Consider the following 17,078-nt stretch of genomic DNA (forward strand, 5'->3'; position numbering starts at 1 on the left):
TGCCCAATGTGACCCATGAATAAAAGCAATGGAAAACCCGCCAGGCATGGCGGAGCACTTCGAAACGGACTCGCAGCGACCGTCCTGATTGCGGCCGCTGCGCTTCTCGTCTTTCTGGGTTTGCAGGTATCGCAGGAACTAAAAGAGTTACGCAACGCTCCACGCGACAACGTGCAATGGACGGTCGCGCAGCTTGAAGTCGAACTGCTAAGGCTCCTGCGGTCCATCGAGGGTGGCAGCGGGGCCGGCGACATCGATGAACTCCGAAAGCGTTTCGACGTTTTCTACAGCCGCGTCTCGACGATCGAGACCAGCAACATGTTCTCCGAGCTGCGCACGGCGGAAAACGCCGATGCCGCTCTTCTCCGTATACAAGCGACGCTGGACGACCTCGTTCCCGTCATAGACGGGCCGGATGAAATTCTCCGCGAACGTCGCGCCGAACTGGTCGCCCCCCTGGCGCAACTGCGTTCCACCGTACGCACACTCTCCCTTAAGAGTGTCGATCTGTTCGCCCGCCTGTCTGACGAGCGCCGCCACGCCTTTACGCTCCTCCTCCTTCAGACAGCTGTCGTCGCAGGGCTTCTCATCATTGCCCTTGCGGGAACGCTCCTGGTGCTCTGGCGCCAATACGGCATCTCGATGTCGCGCGCAGGCGAGCTCTCGCGCAGCAGCCAGCGTTACGCCAACACCATCAACGCCTCTCTCGACGCCATCATCGTCGCCGACGCCTCGGGGACCATTCTCGACTTCAATCCTGCGGCGGAGCGTGCGTTCGGCTATTCACGACACGCCGCACTTGGCCGCAACATTTCGAGCCTGATCGCACCGGGCGAGCCTTATGGCACCGGTGACACCTTCATCAAACGCCATTTGCGCTCGTCCGCCAAGAAACCACTCGGACAGGACCGCATCGAGCTCCAGGCGATCCGCGCCAATGGCGACAAGTTTCCGGCCGAGCTGTCTCTGGGCATCGCGAGCGAGAGCAAAAACCCGACCTTTATCGCCTATATGCGCGACATCTCCGATCGGCACCGCACCCGCCAGGAGCTTTTGTACGCCCGCGACCGCGCTCTGGCAGCGGCTGAAGCAAAATCGCAATTCCTTGCCGTGATGAGCCATGAAATGCGCACGCCGCTCAACGGCATCCTCGGTGTACTCGATCTCATCCACGGCACCGACCTTACCGACAAGCAGAGCCAGTTCGTGGAAACTGCGATCGCATCGGGTGAGCTTTTACGCGACCAGATCGACGACGTCCTCGACCTTTCCAGCCTGGAAGCCGGCAGCTTCGAGCTGAGACCGGTTGCCTTCGAGCTTGGCCACCTCTTGCACGAGATCGTCGATCTGCATGCACTGGCCGCGGAAACGCGCGGCAATCATCTCGTGGTGAGCCTCGCCTTCGAAACGCTCGGCGTGAAGGCCGATCGCCGCCGCATCCGCCAGATCCTCATCAACCTCGTATCAAATGCCGTCAAATTCACCAAGAACGGCATCATCACGCTCGAAGCCCGCGAAATCTCCCAGGCCGACGGACAGGTTCTTGTCGAATTGACAGTGTCCGACACCGGCAGCGGCATAGCCCCCGCCAACATCGATCGGATCTTCGAAGACTTCGTAACTCTCGACCCCTCGTTCAAGCGAACGACTGGCGGAACGGGTCTCGGCCTGGCGATCTGCCGACGCATGGCCGGAGCAATGGGTGGCGAGATCGGCGTTGAAAGCACACTGGGCCAGGGCAGCCGTTTCTGGGTTCACCTTCCGATGTTGCCGGCAAGCAGCGAAGAGCTCGAGGCGAGCCCGGTGGAAGATGTGAGGGAGTATGACTTCGACGGCAAAGCTGGTCTCAATGTCCTCGTGGTGGAAGACAATCCCACCAACCGCTTCGTGGCGCGCGAGATGCTCGTCAAGGCCGGCTGCCGGGTCCGGGAAGCGGAGAACGGCGAAGTCGGTGTCGCCGTGGCCAACGAAGAGGCCTTCGACGTCATATTGATGGATATCAGCATGCCAGTGCTCGATGGCCTTGGTGCGACGCGCCGCATTCGCTCGGGGGACGGGCCATCCAGCGACACGCCGATCATCGGCCTGACCGCGCATGTCTTTCCCGAAGAACAGGGGAAACTCCGCAAGGCCGGGATGCAGGACACGCTCATCAAACCGCTCCGCCTGCAACAGCTCAACGCCGCCCTCGCCCCCCTCCTGAAGGAACGGCCGGTCGCGAGGGAGCTGTCGAGCCGAGAACGGGCGAAGGCGATCCTAAATACGGATTCGGACGGGATGTCGGAGGAACCGGAACTGCTCGACGAAACCGTCGTGCAGGATCTGAAAGATGTCCTGCCTCAGCAGAAGCTGGCACATCACATGGACAAGTTCTGCCACGAGCTTGCCGTTATCAGATCGAGCCTGGAGGGCGCGCGCCAGGACGAAACCTTCATGCAAATTCGCCAGGTCGCTCACCAGCTAGCGGGCTCAGCGGCGCTCTTTGGTGCCCTCAAGCTGCGCGAGGTGCTGCTCGAAATCGAAGAAGTGGGCTTTCAGAAGAACGCGGAGCCTCTATCAGACCTCATTGACGAAGCTGAAGCCCTTGGTCGGCAGACAGCAGCGGCGCTCAAACCTCACCGCACCGCTGCCTGATCTGGCAAGGGCGCTTCAGCGGGCACACCGCCAATCACCACCGTCCCTCGTATCGGAATCAATTGAGCAAAAGTGCTGCAGAGGTCGAGACAGTGCCGAAACCTTTCGCGAGCTCGATCGCGTTGGTCAGGGTGCTGTCATAGCATGCGAGCGCGTCGCCCGGCATGATGTAGGGGTCGTATTCGTCGCGATCGGCACGCTGCAGCATATCCTCCAGGCTGCGCTCGATGACAATCGATTCGCCAGTCATCGGATTGCGGCTGAACAGAATCGCCGTGCGGTGGGCGTTCGTCCATCTCGCGCCGCCAATGCAGTTCATGCCCGCAACTGCCTGGATGAAGCGTGTGCCGTAGCGCAATTCCCGCGCATCCTTGCTGATCGCCGACGGAGCATTGGCGTTTGCCGGCTGCGAGAGGTTCGACATGAATACTGTCACGCCAGGCGCTGTGATGGAGGACGGCACCATGAGCTCTTCCTGAAAACAGCCTCGGCTCGGCACATAGACCTGATCGCCTTCAAGCAGCAGCAGGTCGTTATACGCAAAGCCCGCTACTGCGCCGCGCACATCGACAGAAATGGTCTTTCCGGCCCGGAGAACCCTAACGTTGGAAAGATCGGCATCCGGCCGCACTCCTCCGGCCGCCTGCAGCGCGCTGGAGAGGCGTCGGCCCCGGGCCACCGCTCCGAGCGCCGTCTGGCGGGCACTGTCCACCGCATCGCCGCTTACGCCACCGATGGTGACGGCCATCGGGTCAAAGACGGCGCCGGCGACATAGACCCGCGCCGATGCGACGTCCGCTAGCCGAACCGAAACCCGGGGCGCTTCCTCGTAGAAATCTTCCGTCACCAAGGCGCGCGCAAGGTTCGCCTCGACGCTCTCCACGCTCCGGCCAATCGCGGGGATCGGCTTCAGATAAGGTAGCTTTAGCGTGCCGTCCTGCGACACTTCATATGAACCGGTGAAGGTCTCGTCTTCGGCGACATGCACATCGACGAGGTCACCAGGAGACAGCCTCTCGTCATCGCGCAGAATTGTCGAAACCGAATGGCTGACAGGAGACACGCTCCCGAGCGCACATTTCTTCTGATTGAGATAAGCGGACGCCGAGCGTGGCAACTGCCGGGAGTTAGGAGTGGCGCGATACTGCGCCTGATAGCTCAACCCCTCTGCCACAGCCTCGCGGTTGCTGATGGAATGCATCTGATCGCAGCCGGCAATGACGAACGCCCAGCCCAAGGCGGCAAGCGCCCGAACCAAGGGATGCAGGCGCCTTCTCTTTGCCGGACAGTTCATCAACGGTTATCCCATATTTCAACGACTGGCTGCATAATGGTGGTCAATCTTCCATTTTTGGTGAATCTTTTGAACCCATTCAGTGGCTCCGCGAGCTACTCAAAAGGATAGGTCGCCTCATCGTCTGAGCGCGCTCCTACGCTAGCGCACGCGATACGAAACGCTGCGCCTCGCGTACAAGCAGCGCCAGGACAACAGCCGTTCTTGACGAGCGGAACAAAGGCACTCAAGCATCATGGCACTCGCGATCAAAGCATTGATGGGACGGATCAAAGGCTCGTCACTAACGGGTGGCCTGGCAGCATATGGTGCGTCCGAAGTGGTGTCGAAGCTTTCGCGCCTCGGTGTCGTCGTTGTTCTCGCCCGCTACATGGACCCACTCAGCATTGGACTGGCGGCCGGAGCGATCGCCACCTCCGACATTCTTAAAAGCCTGACGGAGAATGGCGTCGGCCAACGCATCATCGCGGCCGACCAAAACGAGCTGGAATCGACCTGCCGCACCGCCCACCGGATCTTCTGGGTCTGGTGCCTCGGCCTCTTCGGCCTGCAACTCGCTCTCGCGGGCGCCGTCAGCGGCGTCTCTGGCGACTGGCTTGGCTTCGCGCTCATCGCCGTCATTGCCGGCGAGTATCTTTTCATGCCGGGCGGCCTGACCCAGTGCGCGCTCGCCATGCGCGAGGGCAAGCTAAAGCAGACCGCCGCCATCGCTGGAGGCCAAGTCGTCGCCGGCAATATCCTCACCGTTCTTCTCGTACTCGTCTGGCCGCATCCGCTGGCGATCGTGCTGCCGCGCCTGTTGACCGCACCGATCTGGCTGATCGCCATGCGCCGCCTGCGCCCCTGGCGTCCTGCCGATGTGGCGGCGGCTCCGCTGCGGCCGTTCGTTCGCTTCGGCAGCGCCGTCATCGGCATTGAGTTCCTGAAGGCCGTGCGCATGCAGGGCGACAAGCTGATCGTCGGCGGCCTTCTCGGCGCCGATGCGCTTGGCATCTACTTCTTCGCCGTCAATGCCGGCCTCGGCATCACCACCTCGTTCAGCACGGCGCTGTCGACCGTCCTCTTCCCCTATATCTGCCGCAGCGAGAACCGCGACCGCGCCCTCGGCCACGCCTTCGCACTGTCCATGGCCATCATCGTTCCGGTCGCGATCGCCCAGTCACTCCTCGCCCCCTATTACGTGCCGGTTCTCTTCGGCGCCGAATGGGCGGATATGGCGCCACTCGTTGCAATCCTCTGCCTGGCGGCGATCCCGACCGTTCTGTGGTCGGCCTCGGCCCAATGGCTGCGGACCGGCGGCCGTGCCGGCACCGAGTTCACCTACTCGCTGGCGATCGGCGCAACCGTCCTCGTCTCCACCGCCGTCGCCGCTTCTTTCGGCCTCACCGCGGTCGCCTGGACCGTGCTCGCGGCGATGACGGCCTCACAGGTCGTCGCATCTGTCCCGGCAATCCTGGCGGCCCTGCGCGCCAGCATCGGCTTCGTCCCAACCCTTTCTGCTCAGAGGTGCTGACATGACCACTCCGTTGTTTTCCGTGATCATCCCCTGCTGGAACGCTGAAAAGACCATCGCCGCGACGCTCCGCTCGGTCCTTGATCAGACGCTTGCCGATTGGGAAGTGATCGTCATCGACGACGGCTCCACCGACGGCTCGGCCGAGATCCTGGCCGACTTTGCCGCCCGCGATCGGCGCATCGCCTACCGCACGGTTGAGAACGGCGGCCCGAGCCGCGCCCGCAATCTCGGTGCCCTCGAGCTCGCCAAGGGCCGTTACCTTGCCTTCCTCGACGCCGACGATCTGTGGGCTGCCGACAAGCTCGAAATCATGGCGGCGCGGTTCGCCGACGATGTGGCCGTTCAGGCGCTCTATGCCGACGTCGCCTTCTTCACAAACGTGCCGGAAGACGCTCAGTCCCGCACAAAGGTGCGGCGGGATCAGCTCTTCCTGAGGGATGTGCTCGCCGAAAACCCCTTCTGCACGACCTCCAACCTGGTGGTGGAGCGCAAGGCCTTTGCGGCGACCGGCGGCTTCGACGAAACCATCGTTTATGGCGAGGACCTGGAATGGCTGGTGCGCTTCGTCGCCATGTCCGGCGTCATCGAAGGCGTCGACCAGACGCTCGTCTATTACCGCAACACGCCGGGCAGCCTGTCTTCCAACATCGAGGCCATGGCCTCCGCCTGGCAGTCGCGTCTTGCAACGCTTCGCAGGATGCACATCGGGCTTGCGGAAAAGGACCTCCGCGCTGCCGAAGCGCAGCATCTGCGCTACCTCGCCCGCCGAGCCCTGCGTTCCGAAGGATCGCGCTTCACCCCCATGCGCTTCGCGCTGCGCGGCATTTGGACGAGCCCCGTCTCCTTCTTCGACAATCCCCGGCGCGGCTTCCTCACGCTCGCCGCCGCCTGCGCGCTTCCCTTCTTCCCGCAATCGGCCGGACGGCCGGCCTGCTTTCAGTAGATCACGACACCGCCTTCCGAGGAGCAACGACCATGAACATGACCCCGACACCCATCGCCAGCGTCGTCGTCCCCGCTTACAATTGCGAGGCGACGATTGCCGAGACCCTGCGCTCGATCCTCAATCAGACCTTTTCCGATCTTGAGCTGATCGTCGTGGACGACGGTTCGACCGACGCGACCACCGAGATCGTCAACGGCTTTACCGACGAACGCATCCGGCTCATCAGCCAGAAGAACCGGGGCCTTGCCGGCGCCCACAACACCGGCATCTACCATGCGCGCGGCCGCTACATCGGCTTCTGCGATGCCGACGATCTGTGGCTGCCGGAGAAACTCGAGCTGCACGTCGCCCATCTGGAAACGAACCCAGATGTCGGCATCAGCTTCTCCGCTTCCGCCATGATCGACCAGCATGGCCGCCGCCTCGGCATCAGCCAAAAGCCGAAGCTCCGCGGCATCACCGCCGCCGACGTCTTCAAGCGCAACCCCATTGGCAATGGCAGCACACCGGTCATGCGCCGCGCGGCTCTCGATGCCATCGCCTTCCGTCCCGCCGGTGAAGAAGAGCGCGACTGGTGGTTCGATGAGAATTTCCGTCAGTCGGACGACATCGAAGGGTGGCTGCGCTTCATCCTCTCCTCCGACTGGCTGATCGAAGGCATTCCGGGCGATCTCACACTCTACCGCATCCACACCGGCGCCCTCTCCGCCAATGTCGAAGCGCAGTACGACACCTGGTGCCGGATGAAGGACAAAATCGCCGCCATCTCGCCGATGCTCGTGCGCCGCCATGGCGCTGCGGCGACCGCCTACCAGCTGCGCTACCTCGCCCGTCGCGCTGTCTCCTCCCGAGACGGAAAGCGTGCCGCCAGGTTCATGCGCCGCTCGATCTGGGCATCTCGCCGCCCTCTGCGGGAAGAGCCGATCAAGACCATGGTGACGTGGAGCGCCGCAGAGCTTCTGAGCCTTTTCGGGCGCGGCATCTACAACCGCGTCGAGGCGCGCCTTCTTTCGTCCAAGGCAGGCTGAATTCACAACCGGGGGAGCAACTCCATGATCCACGCCATCGCCCATCTCATCGACGACGCATCTTTCGGCGGCATCAACCGGATGCTCGAATACATGGAGGCGTCGCCGGATCTTGCGAAAATCGCAGATCATCGGATCGTGCGGGTCCGGCGCGGCCAGCTTACCGCACCGCCGCTCGGAGCCGACCTGATCGTCTCCCATCTGTCGGTCAACTGGGCGAACCTGCCCATGCTGACGGCGCTACGGGCCGCCTATCCGACGACGCCGATCATCCATGTCGAACACAGCTACTCGGAGCGTTTCGTTGCGCTGCATGTCGAAAAGCGCGACCGCTTCACGGCGCTCCTGCGCACCGCCTATGCGCTTTTCGACGAAGTTGTCGCCGTCAGCGAGACGCAAGGCGCCTGGATGCTGCGCCGCGGCTTCTGTCCGGAAGGCGGCCTCAAGGTCATTGAGCCCTGCGTCGAGCTTGCGCCCTTCCTCGCGGTCGAAGGACATCGCGAAGGACCGGATATCGTCATCGGCGCGATCGGCCGCTTCGACCTGCAAAAAGGCTTCGACATTCTCATCGACGCCTTCCAGGTGCTCGAGCGCACCGACGTGGAGCTGCATCTCTACGGCGACGGGCCGGACCTCAACGACTTGAAGGCGCGCGCCAAGAACAACCCGAAGATCGTCTTCAAGGGCTACACGTCCGACGTCCCCGAAGCCATGGCGGCGTGCGATGCCATCGCCCTCCCCTCGCGCTGGGAGCCTTATGGTCTCGTCGCTATCGAGGCGATGGCGGCCGACCGGCCCGTGCTCTGCCCGCGTCATGACGGCCTCGTCGGCCACATTGCGGCCGGAGCTCGCGATATTGGCGAGAATTCCGTGACCGGATGGGCGGCCGCGATCGAACGGCTCCACGTCGAGGAGTTGCGCGAGCCGAACGCAAAGACCCGCACCCACGCGGCCGAGGCAGGTGAGCGTTTCGCGAAGGCCTGGGGCAGTCTCGTCGGACGGGTTTTGAGCAAAGAGGACAAGGAAGCCGGCGCGGCCTGACCAGGCCTGCACCCGCCGCACCCGACAAAAAGACCCGCGGAAGCTCCGGCTTCCGCGGGTTTTTTCGTTCCTATCGGGCCTCTTGTCAGAGGCGGCCGGCGACCAGCCGAAGACGATCGCTCACAACACAATCCTCGGCCTCGATCGGCGAGCGCCTTTCTGAGCGAACTTTTCTGCCGGAAACTGTTCTTCGGGAGTGAAGCCTACAGCGAGCGCACCCGCATCTTGCCGAACTGGAAGAGCGCGGCGACGGTCGCTCCGCCGAGCGCGCCGATGACGTTCGCATAGAAATCCGTCATCGAGGCGGTCCGCCATGGAATGCACATCTGCAAAAGCTCGATCCAGCCGGAAAAAGCGAGCGTCGCGATGGCCGCTCCGAACGGATTGCCGAAGACGAAGGCGAAGCCCGCTGCGTTGACGAAGGTCCCGAAGGCATGCAGCGCAACATCGCCATGATGGCCAAGATTCACGCCCGGAATGACGGCCAGCATCAAGGCCCACGCATCCGCGCCGAGAATCAGAAGGAAGACTGGCAATCTCATGAGATCCTGCATGTTCTGAGCCCGCGTTTCCATTACGCCTCGGCCTTTCGGGTTGCCTCTATCTCGGTGAACCGAGAAAACTCAGGAGAACATGCGCGGGTGGACTTCATTGTCCTTTTCGGAGTTCCGAAACGCGCCCAATCTCCTGTTAAACTCTTCTCGACTTTCGCAGTCGCCTCACGATCGATCTTCCGCGCAAGTCAATTCGGCATAAGGAAGCCTCACAAAGCTTGCGGGACGCTTGCATCCTTGAAACCGGGGGTAGTATCGGCTCGCACGAGGTTGCGATCGGAGCGAGAAATCTGCGGCTCCGGCTTTCGATCCGGCCTGTCTGAAAAGGCCGAACGACGACGTCGCGGGCCAGATCGACCCAGCACCAAACCAGGCAAACATCGCGAAGGGACGATCGGATAAGTGGCAAACCAACGCTTCACGGATCTCGCCAGCTTTACGTAAACGGAAGCAAAGGCAGGCGGTCTCGGCGGATGCGCGCGCTGATCCATCCGGAGGATGGTCGGGTTCACCCCAAAGGGGCTGGCCATTCGAGGGCACGTGATCGGCAGCTCGTGCAGATGGGGCGGGCGACCTGAAACGCAAAAAAATGGCCGCGGTGCCTGAGCAACCGCGGCCGGTCGGAACTGTGATGGGGAATCGCAGTCTTAGAAGTCTTCGCTTTGTTATAATCCTCCCTTCGTTGTGGTCTCAGTAGGCGCCCCGTCCGGTGAAGACGGCGCGGAAAGTCAGTGCGATGAGGGCGATGTCGAGGAAAACCGAGCGGGAGCGGACATAGGCACTGTCCATGTGGATCATCTTATTGAAGCCGATCTCCGCACGACCCGACACCTGCCAGAGCCCCGTCAGGCCGGGCTTGCCCATCAGCCGCTCGAGAGCCTGAGGCGGATAGGCTTCCACTTCCTGCGGCAGAGCCGGACGCGGGCCGACGATGCTCATATCGCCGTTCCAGATGTTGAAGAGCTGGGGCAGCTCGTCGAGCGAGAAGCGCCGCAGGAGACGACCGATCTTGGTGACGCGCGGATCGTTCTTCGACTTGAAGCAGATGCCTGCGCGATCGCTTTGCTCGAGAAGCGCCGCCCGACGGGCTTCGGCGTCGCGGTACATGGAGCGGAACTTCAACACGGTGAAAGCCTGACCGCCCTGCCCGATGCGCGTCTGCCGGAAGAAGACCGGGCCGCGGGACTCAAGCTTGATGGCCGTTGCGATCATCAGCATCAGCGGCGCGAAGAAGAGCAGACCCATGCCGGATCCGAAAAGGTCGAGGGCACGCTTGGCCCGCTCGTCGGCCGTCGGCACCACTTTCTTGGCCCGGGCGTCCTGCCACGCCCGCATCATAAACTCCGGGTTACCGACGATGTAGCGGCGGAACATGCGGCGCGGCTCGATTGCCAACCGCCAGATCCATTCCAGCCCGGCGCTGCGCAGCATGCGAGGGGCCCGCGACACACGGCCCGCCCAGAAATCGAACTGCGCGCCGACACCCATCACCAGCCGTGCGTTGATGCGATGGCGGTTACGGGCGATCCACACATCCTGACGCGGCACACCCAGAGCGACGAGCACGATATCGGCACCCGAAGCATTGATCTCGTCGATGATGCGATCCTCTTCTTCCGAGTAGAAGTAACCATGACGAGTGCCGGCAACCTTCAGGGCCGGCGCGATCTTACGGGCCGCCTCTGAAGCTTTCCGCGCAACGCCTTCCGCACTTCCGAGAAAATAGATGGACAGGCCGAGAGCGGCAGCCTTGCGGCACAGCGGGACGAACAGGTCGGTGCCATTCAGGTTCTCGACGAAGCGCTTGCCCTGCAGTTTCGCAGCAAGCTGCAAACCCGAGCCGTCGGGCAGCAGGTAATCCGCCTTCTTCAGCGCCCACTGGTAGATCGGCGTCTTGGCGGCGACATTCATGCAATGGGCGTTGAGGAACGCGGCAGTGCGACGGGCGCCGCCCTTCAGAAGCGCTGCAAGCGCGTCTTCCGTCTTTGCGTTGACGATATCGAGCGAGAAGAGAGAGATCTTGTTGAGAGAAGTCATTTTGGCCTCCAGAAATCCGTTGGCCAAACAATACTCATCTCAACGAGAAAATAACTCGAGCAAGGGAACAGTTACAGCATCCGTAGAATATCAAAACTACACAGAAGCGCATGTATAGTCTCGATCGAGACAAGTCCTACCCTTTAGGATAGGCGGTTCCTCTCCGATCACGCCGTGATCGGGCGGGTGCCCGCGGGCGACGCCCTCGATTAACCGTTCATTGGATGCTATGCGCTACGTCCACCAGTGGTTGAAACTGGTGAGACCGCCCGGACCTTCTGCAAAGCGGCGGAGATCGCAAAGCCGGAGAAAAGACGGAAGTGCCCGCTAGGGAATGTGCGGTTTCGCCTGAAAGGTGATGTTGATGGATATTCTGATCGCTGACGATCATGAACTCGTCCGAGACACGATCTGCGCATTCCTGGAACGCGAGCCGGATGTGCGCGTCGTCACAGCCAGCGACTTTGCCGAAGCGATCGAGCGGATCGATGCGCAGGGGCCCTTCGATCTCGTCATCCTTGATTACAACATGCCCGGCATGGACGGTCTGGAAGGCCTCGCCCGCGCCAAGGAACATAATAAGGGCAACCCCGTCGGCATCATTTCCGGCACGGCCAACCGCAGCGTGGCGGAAGAAGCGCTGGCAGCCGGTGCCGCCGGCTTCCTGCCGAAGACGATCGCCGCCAAGTCGCTGATCCACGCGGTTCGCTTCATGGTGGCGGGCGAGCAATATGCCCCGCTCGATTTCATGCGAGCCCCGAGCGGAGAAAATGAAAATCCTCTGGCCGCCAAATTGAGCAAGCGGGAGACGGAGGTCCTGGGCGGCCTCGTCCGTGGAGCCTCCAATAAGGAAATCGCGCGCGAGCTCGATTTGCAGGAGGTCACGGTGAAACTTCACGTCAAAACGCTCTGCCGCAAGCTTCAGGCACGCAACCGCACGCATGCTGCCATGATCGCCAAGGATGCAGGGATGTTCTGATACCGCAGGACAAGGAATTTCCGGGATTTAAGACCTTCGGATAGATTGGGCTATTCCAAAGGATAGGTCGCGCGGCGAAATAGACCCTAAGTGCACCATTGCACGCACGCGAAGAGCAACGCCTTCCGCTAAGCATTTGTCACGACGAGGAGTGCAGTGATGAATGTTCATACCAATCGACTGGAAGGCCTATACAGCCCTCATGCAGAGGAGGCAGCGGGCGACGACGCACGCACCGGTGGCCGGCACCTGTTCGCGCGCCTTGGCGCTGCGGCGGGCGGCATTTCCCGCTTCATGCCGCGCCTGACCCGCACGCGCATCACCGCACTGTCGCCCGTGCGCCTGCTGCGCGGCGGTCGCGTCGGCGACTTCCAGCGCCTGCCCCGCTACGCGCTGGTCATCTTCGCCGGCCTCGCCGCGATCTGGGCTCCGGTCATCCTCTACATCTCCACCGCACCTCTGCGCTTTCAGTCCGAGGCAGCGATGATCATGCCGGGAGCCGGCTCTTCCAGCTCGGTCAACCTTTCCGACATCGGCCAGGCCTCGACCTCGGCGAGTTCGCCTTATTCCAGCTCCTCCATCAGCCCGACCGTGACCTACAAGAGCCTGATCGAATCCCGACGCGTGCTTGAACGCGCAGCGGGTTCGCTGCAGCTCGAAGTGCAGGAACTCGGACGTCCGCGCATCAAGCTCCTCGATCAGACGAGCCTGATCCGCCTGTCGATGACAGGTTCCTCGCCGGAGGAAGCCGCAGACAAGACCGAGGCCATTCTCGCGGCCTTTCTCGGCGAACTGGACCAGTTGCGCAGTGACGAAATGGAGAGCCGTGAGATCTCCACGATCGACACTGTCCGCGAGCACCAGAAGGCCGTTGAGGCCATTCGTCTTAAAATCAGCGCGCTGCAGGCAAAGACCGGGCTGGCGAGCGCGGACCAGCATCTCGAACTCGTGACGATGATCGAGCAGATGGGCCAGCAGGTCGTCTCCACGACGTCGGAGCTGCGGGAATCGGAGGAGGCCGTCGTGGCCCTTTCGACGATGCTCAACGTCGATGCCGACAACGCCTCGTCCATGCTGCGTCTGCACGGGGACATCGAGTTCGCCGCCCTTTCGGAAAACGCCGCAGAAGCTTCGGCAAAACTCTCCAGCCTCAGCGGCCGTTTCGGACAGAGCCATCCCCAGGTCGTCGAGGCGCGCAACAATTACAAAGGCGCCAAGGCGCGCATGGATGATCGCGCACAGGTCGTCACCGGGCTGCCCGTCGTCGCCATCTGGGAGCAGATCGATCCCTCTTCGCAAGGCGAGCGGTCGGCGCTCCTTTCCCAGCTTGTCGACCTCGTCGCCAAGCGGGATGGCCTGGCCGCGCGAGTTGCCGCTCTCAAGCAAGAACACGAAGCCGGGAAAGAGCGTGTGCGGGATCTCGTCGAGACGGCGTCGCGCCTCGACAGTCTCAACCGCGACTACAAGGTTGCCGAGGCTGTCTTCGCATCCGCCCTGGCGCGCATGAACACCACACGCAACGACGTCTTTGCCTCGTATCCGATGGTGCAGGTGATCGAGCAGCCTTCGATCGAATGGGAGCCGTCTTCGCCCAACAAGAAAATCGCATTGGGCGCGGCGGGCGCAGGCTCCCTTTTCCTCCTGATGGGTCTCGCCCTCGCCTGGATGCGTCGTCCTCTGATCGACCGTCTCCTGGAAAACGAGGAAGCTGGCGATGAAAACGCCGATGCCACAGCGTAACCTGCCGGAGAATCTCGTCTTCTGGACGATCTCTCTGACCTGGTTCTTCTACGCCTTCGGCGCGCTCTACGTGGTGGGACCAGTGATCTCCTGGTCCCTGGCCGGTCTCGGCTTCCTGTCGCTTTACCTCGGTCCCGGCCTCAGGCCGGACCTCAGGCCCACCGGCTCGGTGCCGCCGATTATCTGGGGCTGGATCGGCGGCATGCTGGTCATGCTGGTCGCCTTGTGGGTCGGCCATTTCGACTGGGGCCTCGGCATGGGCCAGACGATCAAGTCCTCGATCGGATGGGCAAAAGGCTGGGCGATGGTCGCACTCGTTCCCTTCGCCGGGGCCATTTTGAAGATCCGCCGAGACGTTGTCATCCGCAGCCAGTGCATCGTCGGCGCATGCACGGTGGCACTCCTACCGATCCTCCTCGTCGCACCCTCGATCGGCTTGCCCGAAAAGATCTTCGTTTCGCCTCTGAAGGCCGTTGGCGGCCCGGGTCCAGAATATTTCTCCGTATATTTCTACACGCTTGATCCGTCGAGCTGGACGCCGCGCTGGCAGTTCTACGCCCCGTGGTCGCCCTTTGCCGGCCTTCTCGGCGTCGTGATGGTTCTCTTCGCGCTCGAAGACCGCAGCCGCTTCTGGATGGCGATGGGCATTCTCGCCGGGCTGGCGATGGTCTTCTTTTCCAAGTCGCGCATGAGCCTTGTCGCCCTCTTCGTATGCGCTGTCGGCCCGCGCATGATGCCACTTCTGGCCAAAAGCGTCGCCTGGCAACTCGCTGCCGGCGTCGCCGCATCGATGGCGGCGCTCGGCACATATCTTCTACAGGCCATGCAGGATGCGGTTTCGGCCTTCAAGGGCGCCAGAGCCGACAGCACCCGCGTCCGCGAGACCCTGCAACGTATCGCCTATGAGCGCTGGCAAAACGAGGCGGTGTGGTTCGGCCACGGCACGGTTCAACCGGGTCCCCATATCGTCGAGTACATGCCGATCGGAAGTCATCACACCTGGTATGGACTGCTGTTCGTGAAAGGTCTTGTCGGAGTGTGGGCTCTCCTCGTCCCGCTGGTCTGGCAGTTCTGGATTGTCGCCGTCGATTCCGTCAAAGGCCGCCGAGGACGGCTTCCTCTCGGCATCGTACTCGTTTTTATCATCCTGAGCTTCGGGGAAAACATCGAGATCGAGGCCTATCTCCTTTGGCCGGCTTTGCTTCTCCTTGGCATTCACGCTCGCGAATTGGAGCGCGACCGGCTGGAAACAGCATCCAGGAAAGCTTGAAGAAAGCCCTGCATGCAACTTTTGCGCACATTCGGCTCCCCCTGACCCCCGACCGCAGAGCGCTCGGCGGATACAGGCATCAAGGTCGAACATGGTCCAACTCGGACTCGGTCATGATGAGGCCGGTGCCCAGGCGCAGAGGAACACATGAATGCGGTAGTCACGATGGTCGAGGCAGCCTCCGCCATCATCCTCGCCATCATCTTTCTCGCTCTCCTTGGAGAACGCCTGGAAGGAACGTTCTGGCGTCGGAGCATCGCGTTCGGCCTCGTCTTTGCGGCGACCGGCATCCTCGTCATGCTCAACCCGGTCGAGCTGATGAATGGCGTGCGCACCGATCCGAGAAATGCGGTGGTGGCGCTCTCCGCAGCATTGGGCGGGCCGGTATGCGCTCTCATTACCGCCATTCCGATGATCGCGCTCCGCCTTCATTTCGGCGGCGTGGGGGCCGTTCCCGGAGCCGCCGGCATCGCTTCGGCCGCGATCTGCTCCAGCCTTCTCTGGTACGTCTGGACGAATTACCTCGGGCGCGAGGCGTCGCAGCGCTATATCCTCTATCATTCGCTCAGCGCAGCCGTCGTGCCCGCCCTGGTCATCGGCGTGATGACCGCCGTGCCCTGGGAGATCTTTCTCAAGTCGGCTTCCCTCTTCGTCCCGGTAAACTTTGCAGCGGTCCTCCTGATGGGCCAGCTCGTCATTCGGGAACACCAGCGGCGCTGGGCAATGGCTGCGAACAACGAAGCGCAAGCCCGCTTACAGGCGACGGCCAACAATGCACCGGGGGTCTTATTTCAGATCGCACGGAGCGAAGATGGACAGCTGGATCTGCCCTATATCTCCGACGGCGCGAGACGCATCCTTGATATGGACCCGGAGGATTTCGTCGAGGACCCAGCGAAACTCGCGCGACTGATTTCCCGGAAAGACGGAGAAAAATTGCGCCTTGTATTAGAGGATTCCGCGGAAACCCTGGAACCATGGGCTTTCGAGGCGCAATGCATGCATCCCAAAGGCCGAATCCTCTGGCTGCGCGCCGTAGCGGAACCGCGGGGCTGCAGGCATGACGAGATCGTCTGGGACGGCTTTGCCTACGATATCAGCGACCAGAAACGCTCCGAGCGGATGAAAAATGACTTCATCTCGACGGTAAGCCACGAATTGCGCACCCCTTTGACCGCAATCCACGGCGCGCTTGGGCTCGTCGCTGCAGGAGGGGCCGGTCAACTCAGCGCAAAAGGCAACAGCCTCGTTTCGATCGCCTATGCCAACAGCGCAAGACTGGTGCGTCTCATCAACGACATCCTTGATATTGAGCGGATCGAATCTGGAAGGATGCATTTCGACATCCGACCGCTCTCGATTCGCCCCCTCTTAGAAGCCGCTGTAGACTCGCTGAGCGCTTACGCGGCGGAGCATGAAATCTCCATCAAGATCGAAGAGACAGCCCCCGGTCTCGTCTGCCTGGCTGACCCGGACCGTCTCAGCCAGGCCTTTCTCAATCTGATTTCCAATGCAGTGAAATTCTCCCCGCCAGCAGGCACCGTTCGCATACGCATTGCACAACGCGCCGGACGCGCCCGTATCTATGTGAGCGACGAAGGGCCGGGCATCCCGCAGGAATTCCACACCCGCATCTTCACAAAATTCGAACGAGCCAACTTCTCCGATAATCAAAAGGTTGGCGGTACCGGTCTCGGCCTTTCAATCACCAAGGCGATCATCGAACACCTCAACGGCGAGATCGACTTCCGCAGCACGGAAGGCGGAGGAACTATTTTCTTCGTTGATCTTCCAGGTTTTCCTGCGATGCAGCAGTTTGGTGCCGAACGCGATAATCGCAAGCTCGCAAGCGCCTAAATATCGTGTTCCCGACGCCAGTTGATAGACAAGCCGTATGGTGAAAACGTCTCCGCTGAGACGCTTTAATCTCGCCACCTAGAACGGTTTGCAGGTCCGCCGCACACGCCGGGTCCCAGTTGAGGTCGAAGGGAAGCTGCGCAGCAAGCCCAGCCTTCCGCAAGCCGTCTGCGGATTCCCTC

The 17,078-nt window shown here is 61.9% G+C and carries 12 protein-coding genes; 9 read left to right on the forward strand and 3 right to left on the reverse strand.

What is annotated here, in order from left to right:
- Positions 1–15: 15 nt before the first annotated feature.
- Positions 16–2,634, forward strand: a complete 2,619-nt coding sequence (locus tag BLP76_RS12915) for a hybrid sensor histidine kinase/response regulator (RefSeq protein WP_092813847.1) — start codon at positions 16–18, stop codon at positions 2,632–2,634.
- Between the two features lie 58 nt (positions 2,635–2,692).
- On the opposite strand, the gene BLP76_RS12920 is transcribed toward BLP76_RS12915, so the two are convergent.
- Positions 2,693–3,928, reverse strand: coding sequence for a polysaccharide biosynthesis/export family protein (locus tag BLP76_RS12920; protein ID WP_200170563.1), 1,236 nt, complete (start codon positions 3,926–3,928; stop codon positions 2,693–2,695).
- Between the two features lie 235 nt (positions 3,929–4,163).
- On the opposite strand from BLP76_RS12920, the gene BLP76_RS12925 reads away from it, so the two are divergent.
- From BLP76_RS12925 to BLP76_RS12940, 4 genes are read left to right on the forward strand one after another with little or no spacing between them, the layout of a single operon-like run.
- Positions 4,164–5,441, forward strand: coding sequence for an oligosaccharide flippase family protein (locus tag BLP76_RS12925; RefSeq protein WP_200170562.1), 1,278 nt, complete (start codon positions 4,164–4,166; stop codon positions 5,439–5,441).
- Between the two features lies 1 nt (position 5,442).
- Complete coding sequence (locus BLP76_RS12930; RefSeq protein WP_092813850.1) at positions 5,443–6,387, forward strand: glycosyltransferase family 2 protein; 945 nt, start codon at positions 5,443–5,445, stop codon at positions 6,385–6,387.
- 32 nt (positions 6,388–6,419) lie between these two features.
- On the forward strand, positions 6,420–7,418 hold the full coding sequence (locus BLP76_RS12935) for a glycosyltransferase family 2 protein (RefSeq protein ID WP_200170561.1): 999 nt from the start codon (positions 6,420–6,422) through the stop codon (positions 7,416–7,418).
- A 24-nt stretch (positions 7,419–7,442) separates the two neighbouring features.
- The gene (locus BLP76_RS12940; RefSeq protein ID WP_092813853.1) at positions 7,443–8,459 is read left to right on the forward strand and encodes a glycosyltransferase family 4 protein; all 1,017 of its coding nucleotides are present in this window, start codon (positions 7,443–7,445) and stop codon (positions 8,457–8,459) included.
- A 203-nt stretch (positions 8,460–8,662) separates the two neighbouring features.
- Here BLP76_RS12940 and BLP76_RS12945 read toward each other — a convergent pair whose 3' ends face one another.
- Together BLP76_RS12945 and BLP76_RS12950 are read right to left on the reverse strand one after the other, a co-directional pair.
- Entirely contained in the window at positions 8,663–9,001 is a 339-nt protein-coding gene (locus tag BLP76_RS12945; RefSeq protein ID WP_170130465.1) for a VanZ family protein, read from the reverse strand.
- Positions 9,002–9,703: 702 nt separating this feature from the next.
- Positions 9,704–11,050, reverse strand: a complete 1,347-nt coding sequence (locus BLP76_RS12950) for a WecB/TagA/CpsF family glycosyltransferase (protein ID WP_092814333.1) — start codon at positions 11,048–11,050, stop codon at positions 9,704–9,706.
- A 364-nt stretch (positions 11,051–11,414) separates the two neighbouring features.
- On the opposite strand from BLP76_RS12950, the gene BLP76_RS12955 reads away from it, so the two are divergent.
- The 4 genes from BLP76_RS12955 (at position 11,415) to BLP76_RS12970 (ending at position 16,896) form a co-directional block, all read left to right on the forward strand.
- Positions 11,415–12,029, forward strand: coding sequence for a response regulator transcription factor (locus BLP76_RS12955; RefSeq protein WP_171904404.1), 615 nt, complete (start codon positions 11,415–11,417; stop codon positions 12,027–12,029).
- Between the two features lie 159 nt (positions 12,030–12,188).
- Positions 12,189–13,769 carry a GumC family protein gene (locus BLP76_RS12960; protein WP_092813862.1) on the forward strand — a complete coding sequence of 527 codons (1,581 nt, stop codon included), beginning with the start codon at positions 12,189–12,191 and terminating at the stop codon, positions 13,767–13,769.
- Positions 13,756–15,039, forward strand: coding sequence for a capsular biosynthesis protein (locus BLP76_RS12965; protein ID WP_092814336.1), 1,284 nt, complete (start codon positions 13,756–13,758; stop codon positions 15,037–15,039). Before BLP76_RS12960 ends, BLP76_RS12965 begins: the two co-directional genes overlap by 14 nt.
- 165 nt (positions 15,040–15,204) lie before the next feature.
- A complete protein-coding gene (locus tag BLP76_RS12970) occupies positions 15,205–16,896 on the forward strand; it encodes an ATP-binding protein (protein ID WP_170130464.1) in 1,692 nt (563 codons plus the stop codon).
- Positions 16,897–17,078 lie beyond the last annotated feature (182 nt).

Origin of the sequence: Afifella marina DSM 2698 (genome assembly GCF_900102695.1) — a bacterium.
Taxonomy (GTDB): Bacteria; Pseudomonadota; Alphaproteobacteria; order Rhizobiales; family Afifellaceae; genus Afifella; species Afifella marina.

Excerpts from the sequence above, each read along its gene's own strand:
- BLP76_RS12915 (WP_092813847.1), top strand. The coding sequence starts at position 16 with ATGAATAAAAGCAATGGAAAACCCGCCAGGCATGGCGGAGCACTTCGA.
- BLP76_RS12920 (WP_200170563.1), bottom strand. The coding sequence starts at position 3,928 with ATGAACTGTCCGGCAAAGAGAAGGCGCCTGCATCCCTTGGTTCGGGCG.
- BLP76_RS12925 (WP_200170562.1), top strand. The coding sequence starts at position 4,164 with ATGGCACTCGCGATCAAAGCATTGATGGGACGGATCAAAGGCTCGTCA.
- BLP76_RS12930 (WP_092813850.1), top strand. The coding sequence starts at position 5,443 with ATGACCACTCCGTTGTTTTCCGTGATCATCCCCTGCTGGAACGCTGAA.
- BLP76_RS12935 (WP_200170561.1), top strand. The coding sequence starts at position 6,420 with ATGAACATGACCCCGACACCCATCGCCAGCGTCGTCGTCCCCGCTTAC.
- BLP76_RS12940 (WP_092813853.1), top strand. The coding sequence starts at position 7,443 with ATGATCCACGCCATCGCCCATCTCATCGACGACGCATCTTTCGGCGGC.
- BLP76_RS12945 (WP_170130465.1), bottom strand. The coding sequence starts at position 9,001 with ATGAGATTGCCAGTCTTCCTTCTGATTCTCGGCGCGGATGCGTGGGCC.
- BLP76_RS12950 (WP_092814333.1), bottom strand. The coding sequence starts at position 11,050 with ATGACTTCTCTCAACAAGATCTCTCTCTTCTCGCTCGATATCGTCAAC.
- BLP76_RS12955 (WP_171904404.1), top strand. The coding sequence starts at position 11,415 with ATGGATATTCTGATCGCTGACGATCATGAACTCGTCCGAGACACGATC.
- BLP76_RS12960 (WP_092813862.1), top strand. The coding sequence starts at position 12,189 with ATGAATGTTCATACCAATCGACTGGAAGGCCTATACAGCCCTCATGCA.
- BLP76_RS12965 (WP_092814336.1), top strand. The coding sequence starts at position 13,756 with ATGCCACAGCGTAACCTGCCGGAGAATCTCGTCTTCTGGACGATCTCT.
- BLP76_RS12970 (WP_170130464.1), top strand. The coding sequence starts at position 15,205 with ATGGTCGAGGCAGCCTCCGCCATCATCCTCGCCATCATCTTTCTCGCT.